This is a genomic window from Mycobacterium sp. 1081908.1 (assembly GCF_001673535.1).
In the GTDB taxonomy this organism is placed as follows: domain Bacteria; phylum Actinomycetota; class Actinomycetes; order Mycobacteriales; family Mycobacteriaceae; genus Mycobacterium.
In genome coordinates, this window is sequence record NZ_LZLY01000128.1 from 1 (window position 1) to 19,906 (window position 19,906).

At 66.0% G+C, this 19,906-nt stretch carries 19 protein-coding genes; 9 read left to right on the plus strand and 10 right to left on the minus strand.

All coding sequences use genetic code 11. From position 1 onward, the window contains the following. Positions 1–1,675 (plus strand): thioester reductase domain-containing protein (locus A5655_RS20640; RefSeq protein WP_156764961.1); only part of this gene is annotated, 1,675 nt, incomplete at its 5' end. 4 nt (positions 1,676–1,679) lie between these two features. Here A5655_RS20640 and A5655_RS20645 read toward each other — a convergent pair. Genes A5655_RS20645 through dpgA form a run of 5 tightly spaced genes read right to left on the minus strand, consistent with a single transcriptional unit; the run spans position 1,680 to position 7,164 of the window. Continuing rightward, positions 1,680–2,948, minus strand: coding sequence for a glycosyltransferase (locus A5655_RS20645; protein ID WP_067013207.1), 1,269 nt, complete (start codon positions 2,946–2,948; stop codon positions 1,680–1,682). After that, positions 2,945–4,243: a PLP-dependent aminotransferase family protein gene (locus tag A5655_RS20650; protein ID WP_082978770.1), complete on the minus strand. Its 1,299-nt coding sequence runs from the start codon at positions 4,241–4,243 to the stop codon at positions 2,945–2,947. The genes A5655_RS20645 and A5655_RS20650 overlap by 4 nt, the downstream gene beginning before the upstream one ends. Further along, positions 4,240–5,457 (minus strand): enoyl-CoA hydratase/isomerase family protein, encoded by a 1,218-nt coding sequence (locus A5655_RS20655; RefSeq protein WP_067013209.1) that lies wholly within the window; start codon positions 5,455–5,457, stop codon positions 4,240–4,242. The genes A5655_RS20650 and A5655_RS20655 overlap by 4 nt, the downstream gene beginning before the upstream one ends. Further along, on the minus strand, positions 5,458–6,096 hold the full coding sequence (dpgB, locus tag A5655_RS20660; RefSeq protein WP_067013211.1) for an enoyl-CoA-hydratase DpgB: 639 nt from the start codon (positions 6,094–6,096) through the stop codon (positions 5,458–5,460). A gap of 12 nt (positions 6,097–6,108) precedes the next feature. Next, positions 6,109–7,164 carry a 3,5-dihydroxyphenylacetyl-CoA synthase DpgA gene (gene dpgA, locus A5655_RS20665; RefSeq protein WP_067013213.1) on the minus strand — a complete coding sequence of 352 codons (1,056 nt, stop codon included), beginning with the start codon at positions 7,162–7,164 and terminating at the stop codon, positions 6,109–6,111. 62 nt (positions 7,165–7,226) lie between these two features. On the opposite strand from dpgA, the gene dpgD reads away from it, so the two are divergent. From dpgD to A5655_RS20680, 3 genes are all read left to right on the plus strand, one after another. Continuing rightward, positions 7,227–8,042 carry an enoyl-CoA-hydratase DpgD gene (gene dpgD / locus A5655_RS20670; RefSeq protein ID WP_067013215.1) on the plus strand — a complete coding sequence of 272 codons (816 nt, stop codon included), beginning with the start codon at positions 7,227–7,229 and terminating at the stop codon, positions 8,040–8,042. Positions 8,043–8,674: 632 nt separating this feature from the next. Then, a complete protein-coding gene (locus A5655_RS20675; protein WP_082978771.1) occupies positions 8,675–11,026 on the plus strand; it encodes a peptidase domain-containing ABC transporter in 2,352 nt (783 codons plus the stop codon). A gap of 207 nt (positions 11,027–11,233) precedes the next feature. Then, on the plus strand, positions 11,234–11,875 hold the full coding sequence (locus A5655_RS20680) for a hypothetical protein (RefSeq protein WP_156764962.1): 642 nt from the start codon (positions 11,234–11,236) through the stop codon (positions 11,873–11,875). A gap of 315 nt (positions 11,876–12,190) precedes the next feature. Here A5655_RS20680 and A5655_RS20685 read toward each other — a convergent pair whose 3' ends face one another. Both A5655_RS20685 and A5655_RS20690 read right to left on the minus strand, forming a co-directional pair. After that, entirely contained in the window at positions 12,191–13,033 is an 843-nt protein-coding gene (locus tag A5655_RS20685) for a MaoC/PaaZ C-terminal domain-containing protein (protein WP_067013222.1), read from the minus strand. A 64-nt stretch (positions 13,034–13,097) separates the two neighbouring features. Continuing rightward, positions 13,098–13,520, minus strand: a complete 423-nt coding sequence (locus tag A5655_RS20690; RefSeq protein WP_067013224.1) for a TIGR03618 family F420-dependent PPOX class oxidoreductase — start codon at positions 13,518–13,520, stop codon at positions 13,098–13,100. Positions 13,521–13,682: 162 nt separating this feature from the next. Here A5655_RS20690 and A5655_RS20695 point away from each other — a divergent pair, with 162 nt between their 5' ends. From A5655_RS20695 to A5655_RS20705, 3 genes are read left to right on the plus strand one after another with little or no spacing between them, the layout of a single operon-like run. Next, the gene (locus A5655_RS20695) at positions 13,683–14,255 is read left to right on the plus strand and encodes a dihydrofolate reductase family protein (protein WP_067013378.1); all 573 of its coding nucleotides are present in this window, start codon (positions 13,683–13,685) and stop codon (positions 14,253–14,255) included. A 46-nt stretch (positions 14,256–14,301) separates the two neighbouring features. Then, the gene (locus A5655_RS20700) at positions 14,302–15,039 is read left to right on the plus strand and encodes a DUF899 domain-containing protein (protein WP_067013226.1); all 738 of its coding nucleotides are present in this window, start codon (positions 14,302–14,304) and stop codon (positions 15,037–15,039) included. Next, a complete protein-coding gene (locus tag A5655_RS20705) occupies positions 15,023–15,997 on the plus strand; it encodes a sigma-70 family RNA polymerase sigma factor (protein WP_067013228.1) in 975 nt (324 codons plus the stop codon). The genes A5655_RS20700 and A5655_RS20705 overlap by 17 nt, the downstream gene beginning before the upstream one ends. Before the next feature lie 10 nt (positions 15,998–16,007). Here A5655_RS20705 and A5655_RS20710 read toward each other — a convergent pair whose 3' ends face one another. Both A5655_RS20710 and A5655_RS20715 read right to left on the minus strand, forming a co-directional pair. Further along, positions 16,008–16,907 (minus strand): alpha/beta fold hydrolase, encoded by a 900-nt coding sequence (locus A5655_RS20710; RefSeq protein WP_082978786.1) that lies wholly within the window; start codon positions 16,905–16,907, stop codon positions 16,008–16,010. An 83-nt stretch (positions 16,908–16,990) separates the two neighbouring features. Further along, positions 16,991–17,929: an alpha/beta fold hydrolase gene (locus tag A5655_RS20715; RefSeq protein ID WP_082978772.1), complete on the minus strand. Its 939-nt coding sequence runs from the start codon at positions 17,927–17,929 to the stop codon at positions 16,991–16,993. Positions 17,930–17,965: 36 nt separating this feature from the next. Between A5655_RS20715 and A5655_RS20720 the strand changes: the two genes are divergently transcribed. Beyond that, a complete protein-coding gene (locus A5655_RS20720) occupies positions 17,966–18,526 on the plus strand; it encodes a TetR/AcrR family transcriptional regulator (RefSeq protein ID WP_197508752.1) in 561 nt (186 codons plus the stop codon). Positions 18,527–18,683: 157 nt separating this feature from the next. After that, entirely contained in the window at positions 18,684–19,112 is a 429-nt protein-coding gene (locus tag A5655_RS20725; RefSeq protein ID WP_067013234.1) for a hypothetical protein, read from the plus strand. On the opposite strand, the gene A5655_RS20730 is transcribed toward A5655_RS20725, so the two are convergent. Next, positions 19,109–19,906, minus strand: coding sequence for a hypothetical protein (locus tag A5655_RS20730; RefSeq protein ID WP_067013236.1), 798 nt, complete (start codon positions 19,904–19,906; stop codon positions 19,109–19,111). The genes A5655_RS20725 and A5655_RS20730 overlap by 4 nt on opposite strands.

Consider the following 19,906-nt stretch of genomic DNA (forward strand, 5'->3'; position numbering starts at 1 on the left):
GCGCGCACCTCGGTGGGATCGCTGCCGTGCACGGACGCGAAGCGGGGATCGCCCGCAGGGCTTACCGCCACCCACCGATCGCTACCGCGCCCCGGCCACCCCCGTCGAGGAGATCCTGGCCGACATCTACGCCCAGGTACTCGGACTCGACCACATCAGCGTCGAAGACTCCTTCTTCGACCTCGGCGGCAACTCGCTTACCGCGATGCGGGTGATTGCGACGATCAATGTCAGCCTCGACGCACACCTTTCGGTGCGCGCCTTGTTCGACGCACCGTCCGTGCGCAGTCTGAGTGGGCGGTTGCGCGGAGACGCCGACTGGGTGGCGGTAAGCCCTGCGGGCGATCCCCGCTTCGCGTCCGTGCACGGCAGCGATCCCACCGAGGTGCGCGCCGCCGACCTGAAGCTGGACAAGTTCATCGAAACGACGACGCTGATCGGCGCGGCGAACCTGCCGGGTCCCAGCGACGTGCGGACGGTCCTGTTGACCGGGGCGACCGGATTCCTCGGACGTTATCTGGCCCTGGAATGGCTGGAGCGGATGGGCACGGTCGGCGGCAAGCTGATCTGCCTGGTGCGAGCCGAGTCCGACAAAGAGGCGCGGCGTCGCCTGGACGACATCTTTAACAGCGACCCAGATCTACTGCGTCACTTCCAGGAATTGGCGGCCGATCGCCTCGAGGTCGTCGCCGGCGACAAAAGCCGAACCAACCTGGGCCTGGACCAGCAGACCTGGCAGCGGCTGGCCGATACCGTCGATCTGATCGTCGACCCTGCGGCCGTGGTCAACCACGTGCTGCCCTATAACCAGCTGTTCGGGCCCAACGTCGTGGGCACCGCCGAGCTCATCCGAATCGCGGTCACCACAAAACTCAAGCCCTACGCCTACGTGTCGACCGGCAGTGTCAGCGAACAGATCGAGCCGTCGGCGTTCACCGAGGACGCCGATATCCGGGTCATCAGCCCCACCCGCAACAGCGACAACGGCTACGTCAACAGCAAGTGGGCCGGCGAGGTGCTGCTGCGCGAGGCCCACGACCTATGCGCCCTGCCGGTCGCAGTGTTTCGCTGCGACATGATCATGGCCGATACCAGCTATGCGGGTCAGCTCAACGTGGCGGACAACTTCACCCGGCTGATGCTGTCCGTGGTGGCCACCGGGATCGCGCCCGTCTCGTTCTACCAACGCGACGCGGACGGCAACCGGCAGCGCGCTCACTTCGACGGGCTGCCAGTCGAATTCGTCGCCGAAGCGATCGCTACGTTGGGTGTTTCCGTGGTCGAAGGGTTCCAGACCTATCACGTGATGAACCCGCACGACGACGGGATTGGGTACGACGAGTACATCGACTGGCTGATCGACGCCGGTTACCCAATCCGGCGCATCGATGACTTTGGGGAGTGGTTGGAGCGGTTTGAGGCCGCGTTGAGTGCCTTGCCGGCTCGACAGCGCCAGCACTCGCTGCTGTGGCAGTTGCCCTTGCGTACAGCGGATTCCCAGTACGCACAGCCCGCAGCGCCGGCCCGCGGATCGATCGCGCCCGCCGATCGGTTCCGTGCCGCGGTGCGATCAGCGAAAATAGGCCCCGACAAGGACAATCCGGACATTCCCCACATCTCGGCACCGATCATCATCAAGTACGTCACCGATTTGCAACTGCTCGGACTGCTCTAGCAGCTCAGCCGACGCGCCGCACACGGGCGAAATTCTCGACAAGATCGGCGGCCCTCGTCACGCTTTCCGCGGAGGCGGTCATCCGGGTGGCGACTTCGCGGGCGCGGGTGAGGTACTGCGGGGCGAGGATCGTGCGGAGGTCCGCCACGAGTGATTCTTGGGTAGTGGCCCAAAAACGCCGGGCTGCACCAACTTTCAGGCGCTTGACCTGCGCTCCCCAGATCGGCTGACTGAGGTCTTTCCAGAGGATCAACGTGGGGACGCCGGCGCGCAGGCCCGCGGCCGTGGTGCCCGCGCCGCCGTGGTGCACGACCGCGCGGCAGGCCGGAAACGTTGTCGCGAAATTCACCGTGTCCACGACCTTGACGTGGTCGAAGTGGGGAAGGTTGCTGAAGTCGCTCCAGCCGGAACAAACCAACGCCCGCTCGCCCAATTGCGCGCAGGCCGCGCCGATCATGCCAAGCGTGTCGGCGGGAGATTCCACCGACACACTGCCGAACCCGAAGTAAATCGGCGGTGTTCCGGCGGCGATCCACGAGGCGATTTCCTGATCGGCGCCCGTCGGCAACTCCATCGTCAGCGTGCCGACGAAGGGCCGTTGGCCACCCCATTTTGCCCATTCGGCAGCCAGCCCGGGAAAGCAGACCTCGTCGTAGGCCTGGATTTCCAACGATCCGCGCTCGGCGATCCGCCGCGGCACCGGGCCCGTTGCCTTGGGCAGGCCCAGTTTGCGGCGCTGCGCGTCTTCGGCCTTCTTCGTCATTCGCCAACCGAGCCACTCGTCGGCCTTCATTGCGGCGCGGGTCAGCGTCGGCGGCAGGGATGGTAGGAGTCGCCCGTTGGCGCGCATCGGGAAGTAATGCAGCGTGGCCAATGGAATGTCGTAGTACTCCGCGATGTTGGCGGCGAGCTGTTGAAAAAGCATTCCGCTGAATAGCAGGTCGGCGCCGGCCGTCAGCGCGGTCAGCGTGGTGTTCATCTCGTCCCAGCACTTAGCGAGAACTTCCCCGTGTTCGCGCCACAACGCGTGCAGGTGCCGGGTTTTCCAGGGCTTTGTGAACAGAGATGTCACGAACTCGCGCTGCGCTTCCAGGGGCGCCTGCGCATCCAGTCCGTAACCGACCGCGGCGAGCCCAGCCTCCTCGGCGAAGTCGACCAGGTCGGGCGAGACGGCTGTTCGCACCTCGTGCCCGCGGCGCAACAGCTCAAGGCAGACAGCGGCGCAGGGCTCGACGTCTCCCCGGCTCCCATAGCACGCTAGCGCGAATATCATTGCCAATCGGGGCCTTTCAGATCTGCGCCGACCGGGGCGTCGATCCGGGTCGCGTCATCGCGCAGGAAGGCGCCTAGACGGCGGACCCCCTCCCTGATTTGGTCGGTCCTGACGTGGCTACACGACAGCCTCAATTGACGGTCCCCGTGCTGGCCGGCGTAGAAGTCACGCATCGGAGTCCACAGCACGCCGTAGCGCGCGCCGCTGCGTTGGAGGGCGGCATGACTCATTTCGTGGCGGCTGTGCATCACGACGAAAAATCCCCCGGTGGGCCGGTTCCAACCAAGACCTAGCTCAGCGGCGTCGGGGAACTCGTCGTCCAATGCGGCCAAGAGCAGGTTCCGCTTTTCGCGGTAGGCCCGTGCCAGCGCCCGCTCACGGTCGGCGAGGGCGGTCGGATCCGACAGCACCAAGCCCGCGACCATGGCCTGGCTGAGCGGTGAGGTGTTGACCGTGGTGGTGTTCTTGAGGGTGGCCAGCCAGCTCGCCAGGGTGCTCCCGTGCCACGGCTGATCGGCGACCACATAACCCACCCGCACACCGGGGAGGCACACCTTGGAAAAGGTGCCGACCTGGATCACCACTCGGTGCTCGTCGAGGGCTTTCAGGCACGGCGGGACCTCGGGATCGGTGAAGCCGTAGGTGGTGTCTTCGATCAACAGCACCCGGCGCGCCCGGGCGGTCCGCAGCAGTTCGCGGCGGGCGGCCTGCGGAATCACGGTGCCCGACGGGTTGGCGAAGTCCGGTGCGACGTACAAGGCTCGCAGCGGCTCACCAAGGGCTTCGGCTTGGGCACACGCCGCTTCCAGGTCGGCTGCGGTGACGCCCTCAGGGCCCTCGATCACGTCCAGCACCCGAGCACCTAAAAACGTTGCGGCACCGCGGATCCCGGCGAACGCGGGAGCGACAATGCCCAGGGTTCCCGACCGATGGAGTTCGAGCGCGCGAAGGACAAGGATGTATCCCTCTTGAGCGCCGACGGTGATGGTGATATCGGACTCGCTGACAGTCAGTTCGCCGGTGGCGGACAGCGCCCGAGCCAGGGCGGCGTTGATGATGCCTTGACTCGGGCCGTACTGGAACAACGCGTCCCACGCCGGTGCCCCGGCGCTCGGGCGGCCGACGACGTCGTCGACAGCCGCAATGAGGCGCTCGCGCGAAACACCGTCCAGCAGTGGGGCCCCGGGGGCAAAGGAGATGGCGTGGGGGTAGCGAGCCATCACCTCGTTGAGAAATCCGATCGCACCGAAAACCTGGGCCTCGGTCGACTCGTCGATTTTTGAAGCCGGTGTCATCGAGAGCTCGGAAGTTTGCTACGCACATCGGGGGCGTGGATGCGTTCGGCTTGGATGACGGCGAAATCGGCCAGATACCTGGCGAATTCATCTTCGGGCTCGATGCCATGGGCGAGCATCAACTTGTTGGGCGCCACCCCCGGCTGCGAGAACGCGGCGGCCACTGACGCCACCGCGGCATCGACATCCGCTGCGCGGACCACCTCGTCAACCAGGCCGGCCTGCGTGGCCTCGGCGCCGCTTAGACGACGCCCGCCCAGGATCAGGTCACGGGCGAGCCGAACGCCGACCCGTGCGGGCAGGCGCAGGTTGGCGACGCCGGGAACGATGCCCTCGCTCGCCGCGGGCAGGCTCAGCCAGGCGTCGTCGACGGCGATCACGTGGTCGGCCACCAGGGTGAGTTGCATGCCGCCTCCGATGGCAAAGGAATCGATGACGCAGATCCACATCCGGGCGACGTCGCGGCCGGTCTCGGGATCATGTACTCCTCGCGCCAGCTTCGATAGCAGGCCCGCCTCGCGGCCTATCAGAAAGTCAAGGTAGGAGATCTTGCCGGCAGCAAGGTGTTTGAGGTTGATCCCGGCGCAGAACACCCGCTTGCCGGCGTAGGACGCGTGCTTCATCGGGGCGCCTCGGATGACGCCCACCGGGGTGGCGGGGTCGAGTGTCACCACGTCGACGGCCGTCTCGAGATCGTGCACGAGCTGGTTGGTCTCCGCGTTGAGCGTCATGGTGTCGGCCAACGTCAGCTCGGCAACGTTGGCCGTGCGCCGCAGCGTGACGGTCTCCAGCAGGAGCTCGCCGGTGGCCCGGAACTGCGCGGCGTGGGTGGCGGATTCGGGCAGCGGCGCCCGCATGTCGGTGAGCGCAGGGATAGCGGTGGCGGGGTTGCGGAGCAGGGCTTGCAGGAACCGGCCCTGGTCGCGCTCCACCCGGAGCTGTCCGCTTGGCGCCAGCGCCTCATCGTGCTGTCGGGTCACCTGATCCGGTAGCAGGTCGGGCAGCCGGTCACCGGCCGCGCGCACCAGGTCGCCGAGCCTGCGCCCCCCGCCGGACGCCGTCGTCAGGGCGCGGTAGACCTCTTCGATGTGCTCATCAAACCAGGCCGCGGCGAGGCGTAGTTCCGCCTCCGTCGAGGGCCGGTGCCAGGGACGGCCGCGCTGGGTCGGGGCGCGCGGCGCGGCGATGTCGACCGCGGGAAGTCGGTCGGTCATCTAACCGACCCCGCGCCGCCGTAGATAGCGCTCACACGCCGCGAGGTGGGCTCCCAAGGCTTCGTCGTAGCTGGTATGTGTGGCCTCGGCGATCAACTGGCGAACGACCCGCAGGTCATCCAGTCTGGCTACCGCCGCGCGCAGCGCTTCCAGCTCAGTCTCAGGCTCGTCGGTGATGATGTCGACCAGGCCGCTGACTAGTGCAGCACTGGCATCCATCGGCCGACCGAGCAAGCTCAGCCGGATTGTCTGTGCCGGCCCGACCAGCTGAACCAGGCGGAACAGCGCGGTGCTCGGCCAGACTGCGCCGTCGTTGTGCCAAATCACTCGAGAGCCTGGGCCTGTAATGCGGAAGTCGCAGGCGAGCCCGACCTCGAGCGCATGCCCGCCGATTTGCTGCCCGAACAGGGCCGCCGTGGTTGCCGGCGAGCGCTCGATGAGGCGCAGTGTCCGCTCCCAGCCGTTGACATCAGCGATGCCGTCTCCGGGCGAGAGGTGCTGCGGCCCGGCTTCGCGCAGGTCGATGACCGCCAAACCGCCGGTCCGAGATCGGATGAAGTCGCTCAAATCCCGTGTGCGACTGGCAAGATCGCCTGCGGGCAGCGTAAAGAAGTCGGTGGGCTCGCGGGACGGGTCCATCGTTGTGTTCCCTCATGCCCACTGGATGAGGGCCATCTCGATGGTCGAGCCGGGGCCCATCGTTGTGATAACTCCGTATTCTCCTGGTTGTACGACGTTCTCCCGGTTGAGCCGCTCGAGGGAGAACAGGAACGATCCGCTGGAGAGGTTGCCGTAGTCGCGAAGCACGCTCGCGGAGTGGCGGACGTCGTGCCGGCTCAACCCCAGGTTGATCCGTAGCGCATCGAGCACCTTCTTGCCTCCGGAGTGCATCAGCCAGTGATCGATGTCGGTGATGTGCAGCCCCGTACCGGACAACAGGCGATTCAGCGCCGTCTCGGCGTTGGCGCCGATCACGTACGGAACTTGCGGGTCGAGATAGAAACTGAACAGGCCCTGGTCGTCGTCCCAGTCGTAGCGCATTGCGTCCAGCGCTTCCAAGATGATGTGGCTGCTGGTCTTGAGCACCTGGGGGTGCGGCGACTCGGCCAGATGCGGATCGGAGCTGACCGCCAGCGCGGCGGCCCCGTCGCCGAACAGCGAGTTGACGACAGCGGTCCGCATGGTGCCGTCGAAAACGTATGCGGCCGAGCATGTTTCGACGCAAATGATCATGGCCAGCCTGCCGGGGTGTGTCTGTGCCCAGGCCGCTACCGCCGCCAAGCCATTGAGTCCGCCATTGCAGCCCATACCGACTACGTCGAGTCGTGCGCAGTCGGGCCGCATGTCGCGATGCTTCATGACCCGCGCGGACATGCTGGGAGTCAAATAACCGGTGGTGGTGACGCAGCACAGGTAGTCGACGTCGGCGGGGGTCCGGCCGATGTTCGCCAGGCACTTGTCCATGGCCTCAGCGGCCATCTTGATGCCCCACTCGCGGTGTTTGTCAAGGAGTTGGCCTTGGCTTTCGGGTTTGAGTCGGCCGTCGACATCGCGCGGGGGCAAGACCAAGTGCCGGGACAGGATCGCGCTGTTCTTGATCAGCGAGCGGATTCTGTCGTCCTCGATGTTGAGCTGATTGATGAAGTCGTCTTGCGTGTAGCGGAATGGCGGGACGCTGGTCCCGACTGAGCACAGGCGCGCCTGCATCAGGTTTTCCCGCCGCGGCGCGCTGACGGTCGGGCCAGCACGGCTGCGCCTACCCTGACGGCATGACCGCGGCCCTGGATGACTTGGAATTTGTCGGGTATGAGAAGCGCGATCGGGTAGCCACGATCACCCTGCGGCGCCCCGAGGTGCTCAACGCGATGAATGTGCGCATGCATGAGGAGCTCGCACGGGTCTGGGAGGACTTCGAGTCCGATCCGGACACCTGGGTCGGCGTCTTGACCGGTTCGGGTAACCGCGCCTTTAGCGTCGGACAGGACCTCAAGGAACTCGCCGATCGCGACGCCCGCGGAGTCGCGGGATTGTCGTCGTTCGGGAGCAAAGGCAAGCCGGGTGCGCCGCGGCTCACCGACCGGTTCGATATCACCAAGCCGTTGGTTGCCAGGGTGCGTGGGTATGCGTTGGGTGGTGGCTTCGAGCTGGCGTTGGCGTGCGACTTGATCGTTGCCTGTAGCGACGCGCAGTTCGGGTTGCCCGAAGTGCGATTGGGGCTGGTCGCCGGGGCGGGCGGGGTATTCCGGCTGGGCCGTCAGCTGCCACCGCGGGTGGCGGCCGGCTACCTGCTCACCGGCCGCCGCATGACCGCGCACGACGCGCTTCGCTACGGGTTGGTCAACGAGGTGGCCGCGCCCGAGCGCCTCGACGCCGCAACGCAGGCATGGGTCGACGATCTGTTGCGAGGCGCGCCGCTGGCCGTACGCGCCGCGAAGCAGGCCATGTGGCGCTCGCTGGAACTGCCGCTGCCGGACGCCTTCGACGAGGTCTATCCATCTGAAGAACTGCGCAAGCGCAGCAACGACGCCAAGGAGGGCCCCCGCGCCTTCGCCGAGGGCCGCCCACCATCGTGGACCGGCGCGTGAATGTCCAACGACGGCAACCGCGGTTGGTAGTGGATGGCGGCAAAGACCTCGATTGCGTCGCACCTCAGACGCGAGCACTGGGCCCCCTCAGTCATGATCTCGGACCCTACGTCCTACGGCGACGGCGGCGGGTTACATAATAGCCGCGCCCGGCGCCGGGCGTGGGTTTTTGCAGGCCGGCTAAAGGGTGGTTTGACATCGGCAAATGCGCTTCAGCGCGGTCGCAGGGCTCGGAAATCGGCCCACCTGCCCCGGCCGAGCCGGATCTGCCTGGATGCCGGAGTTTGGACGGCGTCGTAACGCATTGTCTTCCAAGAGCTTTGGTCCCGGCCACGGAATGGTTCGAAGGGTGTCCCTAACGGCTTGGTGCTGATTGCGGCTGTCGGCAAGGGGTTTCGCTCCTGGTACGGCTCTTGCTTCTCACGACGAAACCAACTTGCCGTGCCGCCGACGCCAGCTAGCCTGATAGATCTCTGGAATCTGGCACAGGAGATGACATGACCAGCACCATGAGGAGGCGAGGTACTGGCGTTTTGCGCGCTCGCGCCGCGAGGTCCGTGCGTAGTCAACGGGGCGCAGCGAATCCGCGTGGACGATGCGCCGTCGCCGAGGCAACCGGCATGTGAACGCGCATGAGCGCCTCTGATCACGGATCCACGCCCGGCGCCCGGGCCGAGCTCGACTTCTCTGCAGAAGTGCTGACGGGAAAGGTCGCGCAAGAGGAGGCCGCCAGCGAGCAGCAGACGCACGCTGGCAGCGGTGCACAGGCGCCACGGGCCGAGGCAGAGGCCGAATCCGAGGAGTTCGACGGGTTTACCCGACCTGGCACGCGTATCCGCCGCTTTCCGGTGGTGCTGCAGGTCGACGAGGCCGGCTCTGGTGCCGCATCGGTGGCGATGATTTGCCGTTATTACGGTCGCAAGGTGTCTATGGCGCGTGTGCGCGACGCCATCCACACCGCCGTTGACGGCACGACCCTGGCCGGCATCCGCCAGGGGGCGCAGTCACTGGGACTTACGGTGCGCACCGCGAAGGTGTCGATGGACCGGTTGGACGACGTGCCGCTCCCGGCGATTTTGCAGGTCGACTCGAATCACTGGCTCGTTGTGTATGACGTCGACGCCCGGCACGTCCGGGTCGCCGATCCAGCGCAGGGACGCCAACGTCTGACCCGGTCCGACCTCGAGGCGAAGTGGTCGGGTTGCGCGGCATTCCTCGCTCCGACCGGGGCCTTGCAGCACGTCCCCGAGGAAAAGCTGAATGTCGGCTGGCTACTGGGGTTCTTCAAGCCGCACCGACGGGTGTTGCTTGCGTCGGTCGTGCTGGCCTTTCTCGCCGCCGGTGGCTCACTGCTGATTCCGGTGCTGAGCAAATTCGTGTTCGACGGGGTGATCCGCTCACACGATCTCGGGCTGCTCACCGTGCTGGTGGTAGTGATGTGCGGCGCGCTGGCGCTATCCGTCCTAGTCACTATCGTTCAGAGGTTGCTGTTGGCCCGCGTTGCGGTGCGCGTCGACCGGGCCAGCCTCGACACCCTCGCCGACACCCTGCTGGCACTGCCGATGCGCTACTTTCACGTGCGGCGCATCGGCGACATCGCGCGGCGGCTCAACGGCATGCAAGAAGTGCGCCAGCTCCTGGTCACCTGGGGAGTGCAGGCTCTGACCGGCGCCGCTCAGGTGGTGGTTGCCGTCGCCATGATGGGCGCTTTCAGCTGGCGCCTCATGCTCGTGTACGTGGCTACCGCAGCGCCGCTTTACGCGGCTCTGATGCGGTTCAATCAGACCCGTCTGCGGCCCACCTACACCGCGCTCGAAGAGTCGTGGGGCAGATACCAATCACGACAAATCGACGCCATCCGGGGCATCGAGACGGTCAAGGCGATGGGCGCCGAGCGGTCGCTGCGCCAGCTGTTGCTGCGTCAGTTCGATCAGCTCTCGGACCGGATGTACCGGGGGACTCGCACGATGATGCTGTTCGTGGGTGCGGTCCAAACGCTGTCCTTTGTGTTGCTGGCACTATTTTTATGGCTGGGCGCGCTGCAGGTCTTGCATAACCAGATGACGGTCGGAGCACTGGTCTCGTTTAACGCCCTGGTGCTGCTCACCAACGAGCCGATTGTGACGGTCGCGTTGTCATGGGGCGAGATGCAGCAGGCTGTCGTCCTCCTGAATCGGCTCAACGACCTCCTCGAGCAGGAGCCCGAGCAGGGAATGGATCGCTCGGCCTTGGTCCCGGTGAGTTCCCTCTCGGGCCATGTTCACTTTCGGCGCCTGTCCTTTCAGTACCCCGGTCCGGCCACGGCGCCGATACTGGACGGGATCGATTTCGAAGTGCAGCCCGGCACCCGGGTCGCCATCGTCGGCCGGAGCGGCTCGGGCAAGACCACGCTGGTCAAATGCTTCTGCGGGCTGCTCGAGCCGACTGGCGGCACCATCCTTTACGACAGCGTCGAGCTGGGCAGCCTCGACTTGCGCCAGCTACGACGCCACATCGGCTTCGTGCTCCAGGAGAACTACATGTTTGACGCGACAATCGCGGAGAACATCTCCTTTGGTGCCGAGCAACCCGAACCGCAGCAGGTCAGGTGGGCGGCGCGGGTGGCCGACGCAGCAGAGTTCATCGAGCGCCTGCCGTTGGGATACCAGACGCGGATCGGCGAATCGGGGTTGTTGTTGTCCGGCGGTCAACGGCAACGGATCGCCATCGCCCGCGCCGTCTACCACCGCCCCCCAGTCCTGGTCTTCGATGAAGCCACCAGTGCGCTGGACACCGAGTCCGAGCGCGCCGTAAAGGAAAACCTCGACCAACTCCTGAAGGGTCGCACGTCGTTTGTGATCGCGCACCGGCTCAGCACCGTACGTGACGCCGATATCATCCTGGTGCTCGAAAAGGGCCGGCTGGTTGAGCGCGGCACGCACGACGAGCTCATGGCGCGCCAGGGTTTGTACTACTACCTGTGTGGCCAGCAGCTCGATGTGTAGGCCGGCCAGAAGCCGACTGCCAGGCACCCAGCCACGGGCTTTTCCGCGCAGCTCCGTCGACCCTCATCACCTATACCGGGCCGACGCGCCTACCGCCATCGCCCGGTCAACGGGCCGACGAAATCAATGGCGCGCTGGCTCGAAGAACTCGCGGCGCTCCCATCGCCGCCGAACTAGACTCCAGGCCGATCGGCAGGAGGTAGCGCGGTGGCAATCATGCCGCACTGTGTGGTCTGCGGGTTCGACCGGGGTTACCAGCAGGTCCAAGCAGTGACCTTCGCCGATTACGCACCCGATTGGTCGGATCCGCGGGCGGCCAACGGCTCACCGATCGTCGGTTGGTCGAACGAGTTGGGCGTCACGGCACCTCCGGGCATGGGCCTGTTCTGCCGCGCGCATCTCAGGCAGGCGCGGCGGCTGCGGCACCTAAGCAGTGTGGCGGCCGTCGAGACGATGCGTGTCGACGCCGATCGCGAACCCAGCGGCTTGCTGCGGCGGTTTCCGCTGGCCGCGGCGGCACTGACGACGGCGCTGCTGGCCGGACTGGCCGCGGCCCTCGGGGTTGGCGGCGCGATGGCAAGCCATTCCCTGACGAGCGGTTGCATCGTCGACAAGTCGCTACAGGGCCTTGGCATGCTGTCCATGCTGATCGCGGCGATGTTGGGCATCGTTGCCGCAGCGCTCGGAGTGACGAGTCTAGGCAAGGCGGGCCGGGCCCGCGGCGTCTATTTTGCTCTGGCCGTCGCGGCGGCGGCGATCGGCGCGAGCGTCACGGTTTTCTCTTTAGTGTGGCTTGTCGGCTCTTCCGGATATCACGCGATCGACCCTGTTTACCTGCATCCCTGTTGAGCCGGCCCGGCAAAGCGGCATGGGCTGTATCAACTGGTGTCGGGCAGCATATTTGAATTAGTCGGCGGGGAAGGGCATCTCGAGCATGGAACGTCGCTGTGGCGCTCTGGGCGCGCGGAGGACCAGCGACGCCGGCGGCCTTGGCCTGCACCGCGCCTTCGAGCCGCAGCGGCTCCCGCTATGGCGACCTAGGTCTGCACAAAGGTGTGGTTTATCAGATCCGCCACGAAGACGATAAGAACGCATCCGCCATTCCGATGGGAATTTCGCGAAGCCACCCGTAAAGCACCGTGGTCCGCGATGACGAGCGGGAATCTACGAGTCCCGCAATTCCAACCGTCCGTGCGTGATGACGTTCGTGCCGTCGCAGGCCGCCTCGAACCCGATCGACCGGTCGTCGATACCGAACGCGCTGACGGTGAGATCGGCGCCCAGGGGAGTCGGTGCGGCAAAGCGCACCGCCGCGCGGCGTACGCACCCGGGGTGGTCGACGCCGGCCAGTGCCAGGACCTGGTGCGTGCAGATCGCCATCGTGCACAGTCCGTGACCGAACAAGAAGTCGAAGCCGGTGCGGCGCGCGGCGTCAATGTCAAAGTGGTGAGCGGACCAGTCGCCGGACACCTCGGCGTAGCGATGCGCGACTTGGCTGTCGATGTGCTGGACCCTAGATCCCAGTGGACGGGCCCGCGCGCCATCCGGGATCCGGTGATCGGCGGGCATTGCCCCAATGTCGGCGACACCGTGCAAGCCGAGCAGCATTGTGGTCCACCACTGTTCGGCGACCAGCGCCCCACGGGAGTCGAATTGCTCGATGTACAGCACCACGCTGGTCCCCGCCCGGGTCGTGCGCGCAGCGGATAGCCGCGACCACGTCTGCAGCACCTCGCCCGGTTCGAGCGCGCGATGCAGCACGATGTCGTGCTCGCCGTGCACACCTCCCGTGGCCTGCCGCCACGCGGCGCCGGGAATGTCCGCGTTGGCCGCCTGTTGGGCCTGGAAGACCAAAACGACGGGGAAGACGACCGGCACCGCGTCGCCGGAGAGTACGGCGGTCGTGTGATCGCAGGTGGCCCTGGCGTAGGCCGCGATGCTCTGTGGGTCAAGCGTTCCCGAAAACGGGCCGTGACGCGGTGCATCCCCGATCGCTATCCCGGTCACCGGCCCGCGCCTGACATCCTGTCGAGCCTAGTGGCGTACCAAGGGTGCCAAATCCGAAACTCCTTCAGGAGGCCCAGGGCCCGACGCCGCCGACCTTCTCGATCGTGATCCGAGTCAGGTATCCGGGCGGTGAGCCGGGCGGCGGGAATCCGGTGCCCGGTCCGAGCAGCGCCGTGGCGATCTCGCCCAGCAGCTCAGGCGCGCCGCCCTCCTCAATGCGTGCCGTTCCCTTGATCGACAAATAGGGCGTCTGCAGGCCACTGCGATCGTTGGACACAACGGTCACCGCGACGTGAGCATCACGCCGAATATTGCGCACCTTCTGATGTTCCTCGAGGTGCGCGACGACGAGTTCGTCGTCACCGTCAGCCTTGCTCTGCACCACCATCCACACCACGCTTACCTGCGGGCTGCCGTCGCGATTGATCGTGACCAGTGTCGCCGGGTCGGATGCGATCAGTTGGCGTGCGTCGTCGTCGAGTTTCATTTCCTGCTCCTAGCTTCTCAGTGAGGTTGCCGTCGTCCGTATTGAGGCGGCCAGTGGCAATAACTCATCGGCGCAGAATGACGCTTCCCCATCCACGAGGATTTGAACAATGTCTCGTGCGCCGTCGCGATGAGTTTCGCCCTCCGGTGCAGTCTGATCGGCATGGGCAAACTCATCTATGGCTTCAACGTGTCGGTGGACGGGTACATCGCCGACGCACGAGGCAACATCGACTGGTCCGATCCGAGCGAAGAGCTGCACCGGTACTGGAACGACTTCGAGCGGGAGACCGCGCTGTCGTTCTACGGGCGGCGGCTGTACGAACTGATGTCCGCGTACTGGCCGACCGCCGACACGGACCCGGACGCCACCCCTGTGATCGTTGACTTCGCTCGTATCTGGCGCGACATGCCCAAGGTGGTGTTCTCGCGCACCTTGGAGTCCGTTGACTGGAACTCCCGCCTGGAGCGCGGCGATCCGGTCGAGGTGGTGAGGAAGCTGAAAGCCGAGACCGACGGCAGGCTGGAGGTGGCCGGCGCGACGCTGGCCGCACCGATCGTGCAGGCCGGACTGGTGGACGAGTACCGGATCGTGGTCGCGCCCACCGCCGTGGGCGGTGGCACCCCGTTCTTCCCGACCCTGCCGTCATGGATCTCGCTGCGACTGTTGGAGAACCGCACCTTTCCGGGCGGCACGGTCCTGCTGCGCTACGAGGCGAAACACGACGCGCGATGAGTTTCGGCGGTTCGGCTCCTCAGTACTGCTGAGGACAGGAGTCAAAATGAAAATCATCCATACGGCGTCGCGCGAGGAGTGGCTGGCGGCGCGCCTGGATCTGCTGGCCAGGGAGAAGGCCGCCAGCCGGCAGCTCGCCGCGCTCGCTGAGCAGCGGCGCGCGCTTCCCGCGGTGGCCATCGACAAGGACTACGTGTTCGAGGGGCCCGACGGCGAGGTGGCGCTGATCGACCTGTTCGAGGGCCGTGGCCAGTTGATCGTCTACCACTTCATGTGGCTGCACGACATCGACGAGGGCTGCCCGAGTTGCTCGTTCGCCGTGGACAACATGCCCAATCCGATCCACCTCAACGAGGGAGCCGACACCACGCTGGCCCTGGTGTCCCGGGCGCCCTACACGAGGATCAGCCAGTATCAGGCCCGCATGGGCTGGCGGCTGCCCTGGTACTCCTCACACGGCAGCGACTTCAACTACGACTTCCACGTCAGCACCGACGAGTCGGTCGCCCCCGTCGAATACAACTACAAGGACAAGGTCACCCTGCTGCGTGAGGGGCTGGACTATGTCGCCACCAACGGAACCGACGGCCAGGGCGTGAGCGTCTTCGTCCAGGACGACGGCCAGGTGTTTCATACCTATTCGGCCTACGGGGTCGGCGCAGATGTCATGCTGAGCACCTACCGGTTTCTCGATCTGACCCCGCTGGGCCGGCAGCGCTACATCAACGAATGGCCGTGGCACGACAGGTACGAAACACCGGATAGTCATGAGCATCACCATTGATCGTGGGGGAGAGGACTTCGCGCGGCTGGCCGAGCCGTTTCGGCGAGAGCTGATCGCCTACGGCTATCGCATGCTCGGCTCGGTCGACGACGCCGAGGAAGTCGTGCAGGACGTCTACCTGGACGCGTGGCGGGCCTACGACCGGTTCGAAGGGCGATCGTCCCTGCGCACCTGGCTCTATGCCATCGCCACCCGGGCGTTCGTCAAAGCCCTCGAGCGACGCAAGCGCCGTCCGCTGCCATCGGACCTGAACGCTGCGACCTCCGACCCGACCGCGCATCCCGTCGCCGGCGATTCGGAGTTGACGTGGTTGCAACCCGCGCCCGATTCGCTTTTCACCGCGACGACGACCGACCCCGGAACCGTGGTGGCCGCCCGCGAAACCATGCGGCTGGCTTTCGTCGCCGCGCTGCAGGTTCTCCCGCCGCGACAGCGGGCGGTCCTGATCCTGCGCGACGTATTGTGTTGGTCCGCGGCCGAAGTCGCGACGCTCCTCGACCTGAGCGTGGCCGCGGTCAACAGCGCGTTGCAGCGCGCCCGCGCCCGCCTGCCCGCCGACAGTGACTCGCTCACGCAGCCAGCCGAGCAGCGGCAGCGGGAACTGCTCGATCGGTACGTGGCGGCGTTTGTAAACGCCGACGTCGACGAACTGGTCGCGGTGCTGACCGAGGACGCGGTCTTCGAGATGCCGCCGTTCCTCACCTGGTTCAAGGGCGGTGACGCGATTGGCGCGTTCCTCGGCCCGCGCATGCACGCCTTCGGCAACACCCCAGTCGTACGCACCTCGGCCAATGGGCAACCCGCCGTCGCCCTCTATCCGGCGACCACCGACGGACAGCACCGCCTGCACGCCCTGCATTTGCTCACATTCGCGCCGGAGGGTGTCGTCCACGTCGTGGCCTACCAGGACATCGGCGCGCTGGGTCGCTTTGATCTTCCGAGCGTGCTGCCGGGCTGAATCGCCCCGACTAGGTGATCGACCAGAATTCGAGCAGGGTGCGCAACGTCGCGACGAGGGGGAGCGGTTGGTCGAGCATCGGGTGATGGCCTGCCTCGGCCAATTCGACGAACGGCCCACGCAGCTGGAGCATCGAGCGGATTCGTTCGCCCATGGCGGGCGGCACCAATCCCGCTTCGCACCGCACATAACCCAAGCGGCAACGCATTTCGGCCATCATGGTCTCCAGCGTCTCTTCGTCCGAGGTCGTCGGCTCGAGCAGCTCCCCGCCGAAAATAGCCCGGTCGAATTTCCAACTCCACCCTCCGCCGGTCTTCCGTACCGACTCGACCGCAATGTGCTGCCGGATGTACGGCAGGATCACTTGCTGCGAGGGCACCGCCGTAAACCGTTGCAGGATCTCGTCCCTCGTGCGATACAACCTGTGTGTGCGGTTACGCAGCCGCGCTTCCTCCGGCGAACGGTCCCACAACGGCGCGTCGATCACGATCATGCTGTTGATCTGCTTGCCGCAATTCATCGCCGCCGTGGCCGCGATCCAGCCGCCCAAGCTGTGGCCGACGATGGTCGGTCGCCCCGAGGCGCCGGCGACGGTCGACACCTGCATCACTTCGTTTGCCCAGGTTTGCAGGTCGTAGCTGCTGCGGGTGGCGCTGTCGCCGTGCCCGGACAGGTCCGGCGCGATTACGCGATGCGTGCGGGACAAGAACGGCGCGATGTGGTCCCACCAACCAGAGTGCGCCGCGCCGCCGTGGACGAGCACCACGGTAGGTTGGTCCGCGGCACCCCAGGCGCGGAGGTGAATCCGGCAACCGTCGACTTCGACGTCGCAATGTTCCGGTCGTTGGTTCAGCGCGGCGGTGAACCAAGATGGTGGTTCAGCCGCCGCCTGGCGCGAACGGGAAAACAGCCTACGACCTCCGTGGACACAATCAAGACAGCTTGGTGAACGTCCCACTTTAACGGGGGCGTCGACGGGTTGGGTCGCTTGGCCTAGTGTGCGCTGAAGGTGCCGATCGCGTCGGCGAGCGCGTCGGGACGATCTTCGGGCGTGAAGGAATACGAACCCTCGATGCGAACCACGGCTGCGTCCGCGAGGTCCGCGGCGTACCGCTCGGCGTTCGCGATCGGAAAAACCGTGTCGTCCACGTTCCACGCGAAAAGCACTGGCTTATCGAACGATTCGGCCAGCGCCCGCCCGGCGGCGTGCAGCTCCCGCGAGTCGGTCCCCGACATCACGGCGGCGATGTCGCGCAGGATCATTGGATCGGTAATGCTGGGCAGGACATAGCTGTCGAAGACCTCGTCGGGAATCGGCCGTTTGATCAGCAAGCCGTAGGCCGCCTCGGATCGGCGAATCTGTGGGTCGCGAAGCGCCCCAAGGAGTTCCGCGAGGGCATTCGGGTCCCTGGCGACGAGGGGCAGCCCGTCAAATGGCGGCGGCGGGAATGGATCGTATCGGGTCTCGCATGCGTTGAGTACGAGCCCGCCCACCAGATCGGGATGTGCGGCGGCCGCGATCTGCGAGTAGGCGCCGCCGGAGTCGTTGCCGATCAGGGTTGCACCGGCCAGACCCAGCGCGTCGATCACGCCGGCGACGATGGCTGCGCAACCGGCAGGACTCAGATCGGCTCCCGCGTGGACCGGAGTGCGGTGTGCGCCAAGCGGCATGTCGATCGCGATGCAGCGGTAATCGCCCGCAAGGCGGTCGATCACGTTGCGCCAGAGATTGGCGTTGGCCAACCAGCCGTGCGCGAACACGAGCGCCGGCCCTGCGCCACGTTCGAAGAAGTCGATGCGGCCCGCCGGTAGCTCGACGTGGTGCGCCTCGCCGAGTAGGGCGGATCGCCAAAACCGGGTCGCGGTCGTCATGGTCCGGGACCGTAACTCAAATATGACCATGCGGTCAACTTTTTCCAGCCGATTGGTCATAAAAAGATGGTCAGACAGTCAGATATCCTGTGGTGCGTGAAACCGGCCGAGCCCGTGACGCCAAAGGGGCGTCGCACCCGCGAGTCCCTGTTGGACGCGGGCGAGGCCGTCGCGGCCGCCGAGGGGCTTGCGGGAGTGACCATTGCCGCGGTGACCAAGCACGCCGGCGTTGCCAAAGGCACGTTTTACGTCTACTTCTCCGACCGCGACGTGTTCGTCGACGCGCTTCACCAACGTTTCTACGAACAGGTGAACGACGCGGTCGCCAACGCGGTTGCTGGGCTCGAGCCCGGCGGTGAGCTGTTGGCCGCGGCCGCCGAGGCTTACCTCGACGTCTGCCTTGCCCACCGGGCGATGAAGGCGCTCGTCTTCGACACGCGTGCCCTGGGACATCTCACCACCACGATGGAACAACGGCACGAGCTGTTCGCGAAGCTTGCCGAACCAGGCCTCCGGTCGGCAGGAGTGCCGGCGCCGCGGGTGGCCGCACGCCTTTTCGTGGCATTGACATCGGAGACCGCGCTGATCGAGCTGGAGGCGGGGAAGCGCGTTTCGGGAGCCCGGGCGATCCTGCGCGCGTTCATCGCGAGCTTGTGATGGTCGAGCACCCGCGATCTCGCAAGTCGAGTAGTCCGCTACGCGTGTGCGGCGGCGTCGCAACCGGCACGCTGTTGCCGTGGATACCCCTGAAACGGAGGACGGCGATGGAAACCGCGACCGGCACGCGACTCATGAGCCCAGAAATCCGATCCCGATGACCGCAGCGACAGTCACCCACCAGACGTTTCCCGACTACTGCTGCGACCTCGTCGGTGACGGCATCTCCATCGATTACTGCATCACCCCGCCACCCATCCCCGGCAGGCCGCCCTACGTCCTCAGCTACGAACACGGCCAGCGCATGCTCAACTTCGAACGGGAACAGATCCGCAGTACCTTCGTGGCCGACCTGGGCTGGTGCCTGAGCGTGACGACTCACGAATTCGGCGACGCCGGTTCGGTCGTCGCGACGATTCTCTTCCCCACGGTGGTCATTCCGACGAAGGAAGTGGACATCCCGGTGCATACCATGCTGATCACCACGACCCACGAGATTCCCGCTGTGCCAACGCTGCCCGGTCAGCGCGACCACTACCGGATAACCGCCCTCACCGGTCGCGCCCAAAAGTTGCGGCGCTACTAAGCGGGGCGGGTGAGCTCGGCCAGGGTCTGCGCGCGCGCCGTCACCGCCCTGACGGACGCGACCGCGCCGTCGGCGACCTGAGCGATGCCGGCCACGTGAAGCGTGGCGGTCTCCCCGAGGTGCGCTTCGGCAGCCGCACCCAGGCCGCCGCGGTACGGACCTCGGATCGTGACGTGGAAGGGAACGTCGGTGCCCGCGGAGAAGAGATCGTTGACCACCACCTCGCGGGGATCGAGCACCGCCCGGTAGGTGGCCCCGGTGCGGGCGTCATCGATGTCGTGCACCGGCGCGGCGGCAAGATCGGCCCCCTCGAGCCAGGCGCGCACGGTTTGTTCGGCGCCGGGATCAGCCGGCACCGCCTCGGTCGTCGTCCAGGGATCGAGGTGCGGCGGCATCAACGGGTGGGGGTGCCCGCTCGCGATCTGCGCCCGCATCGCGAAATAATCCTGCTCGACGTAGTTCTCCGTCAGCCGGGCGCCGTTCCACTTGTACAGCCCGATCCCGCGCCAGCAGGCAAGCGCGCGCTCCCCACCGGCCGGCATGGCCGCGTGCTCGCTAAAGTGCATGCACAGGCGATCGCCGTTGAGCACGAACTCGTGCACGACGATGCCCAAACCCGGTGCGGCATCGAAGATTTGACGAACCGCCTCGGCATAGGTGGTCGACCGGACCAGCGATAGGCCGTTGATGTGGACGACGTAGTCGGCCTCCATGATCTCTGGGTAGACCGATTGATCGTGCGAGTTCGTGTAGTCGATGCAGTACTTGCGCATCAGCGCGACGAAGGGGTGCAC

Coding starts and splice junctions, on each gene's coding strand:
- A5655_RS20645 (WP_067013207.1), bottom strand. CDS start 2,948: ATGATATTCGCGCTAGCGTGCTATGGGAGCCGGGGAGACGTCGAGCCC.
- A5655_RS20650 (WP_082978770.1), bottom strand. CDS start 4,243: ATGACACCGGCTTCAAAAATCGACGAGTCGACCGAGGCCCAGGTTTTC.
- A5655_RS20655 (WP_067013209.1), bottom strand. CDS start 5,457: ATGACCGACCGACTTCCCGCGGTCGACATCGCCGCGCCGCGCGCCCCG.
- dpgB (WP_067013211.1), bottom strand. CDS start 6,096: ATGGACCCGTCCCGCGAGCCCACCGACTTCTTTACGCTGCCCGCAGGC.
- dpgA (WP_067013213.1), bottom strand. CDS start 7,164: ATGCAGGCGCGCCTGTGCTCAGTCGGGACCAGCGTCCCGCCATTCCGC.
- dpgD (WP_067013215.1), top strand. CDS start 7,227: ATGACCGCGGCCCTGGATGACTTGGAATTTGTCGGGTATGAGAAGCGC.
- A5655_RS20675 (WP_082978771.1), top strand. CDS start 8,675: ATGAGCGCCTCTGATCACGGATCCACGCCCGGCGCCCGGGCCGAGCTC.
- A5655_RS20690 (WP_067013224.1), bottom strand. CDS start 13,520: ATGAAACTCGACGACGACGCACGCCAACTGATCGCATCCGACCCGGCG.
- A5655_RS20695 (WP_067013378.1), top strand. CDS start 13,683: ATGGGCAAACTCATCTATGGCTTCAACGTGTCGGTGGACGGGTACATC.
- A5655_RS20700 (WP_067013226.1), top strand. CDS start 14,302: ATGAAAATCATCCATACGGCGTCGCGCGAGGAGTGGCTGGCGGCGCGC.
- A5655_RS20705 (WP_067013228.1), top strand. CDS start 15,023: ATGAGCATCACCATTGATCGTGGGGGAGAGGACTTCGCGCGGCTGGCC.
- A5655_RS20715 (WP_082978772.1), bottom strand. CDS start 17,929: ATGACCAATCGGCTGGAAAAAGTTGACCGCATGGTCATATTTGAGTTA.
- A5655_RS20725 (WP_067013234.1), top strand. CDS start 18,684: ATGACCGCAGCGACAGTCACCCACCAGACGTTTCCCGACTACTGCTGC.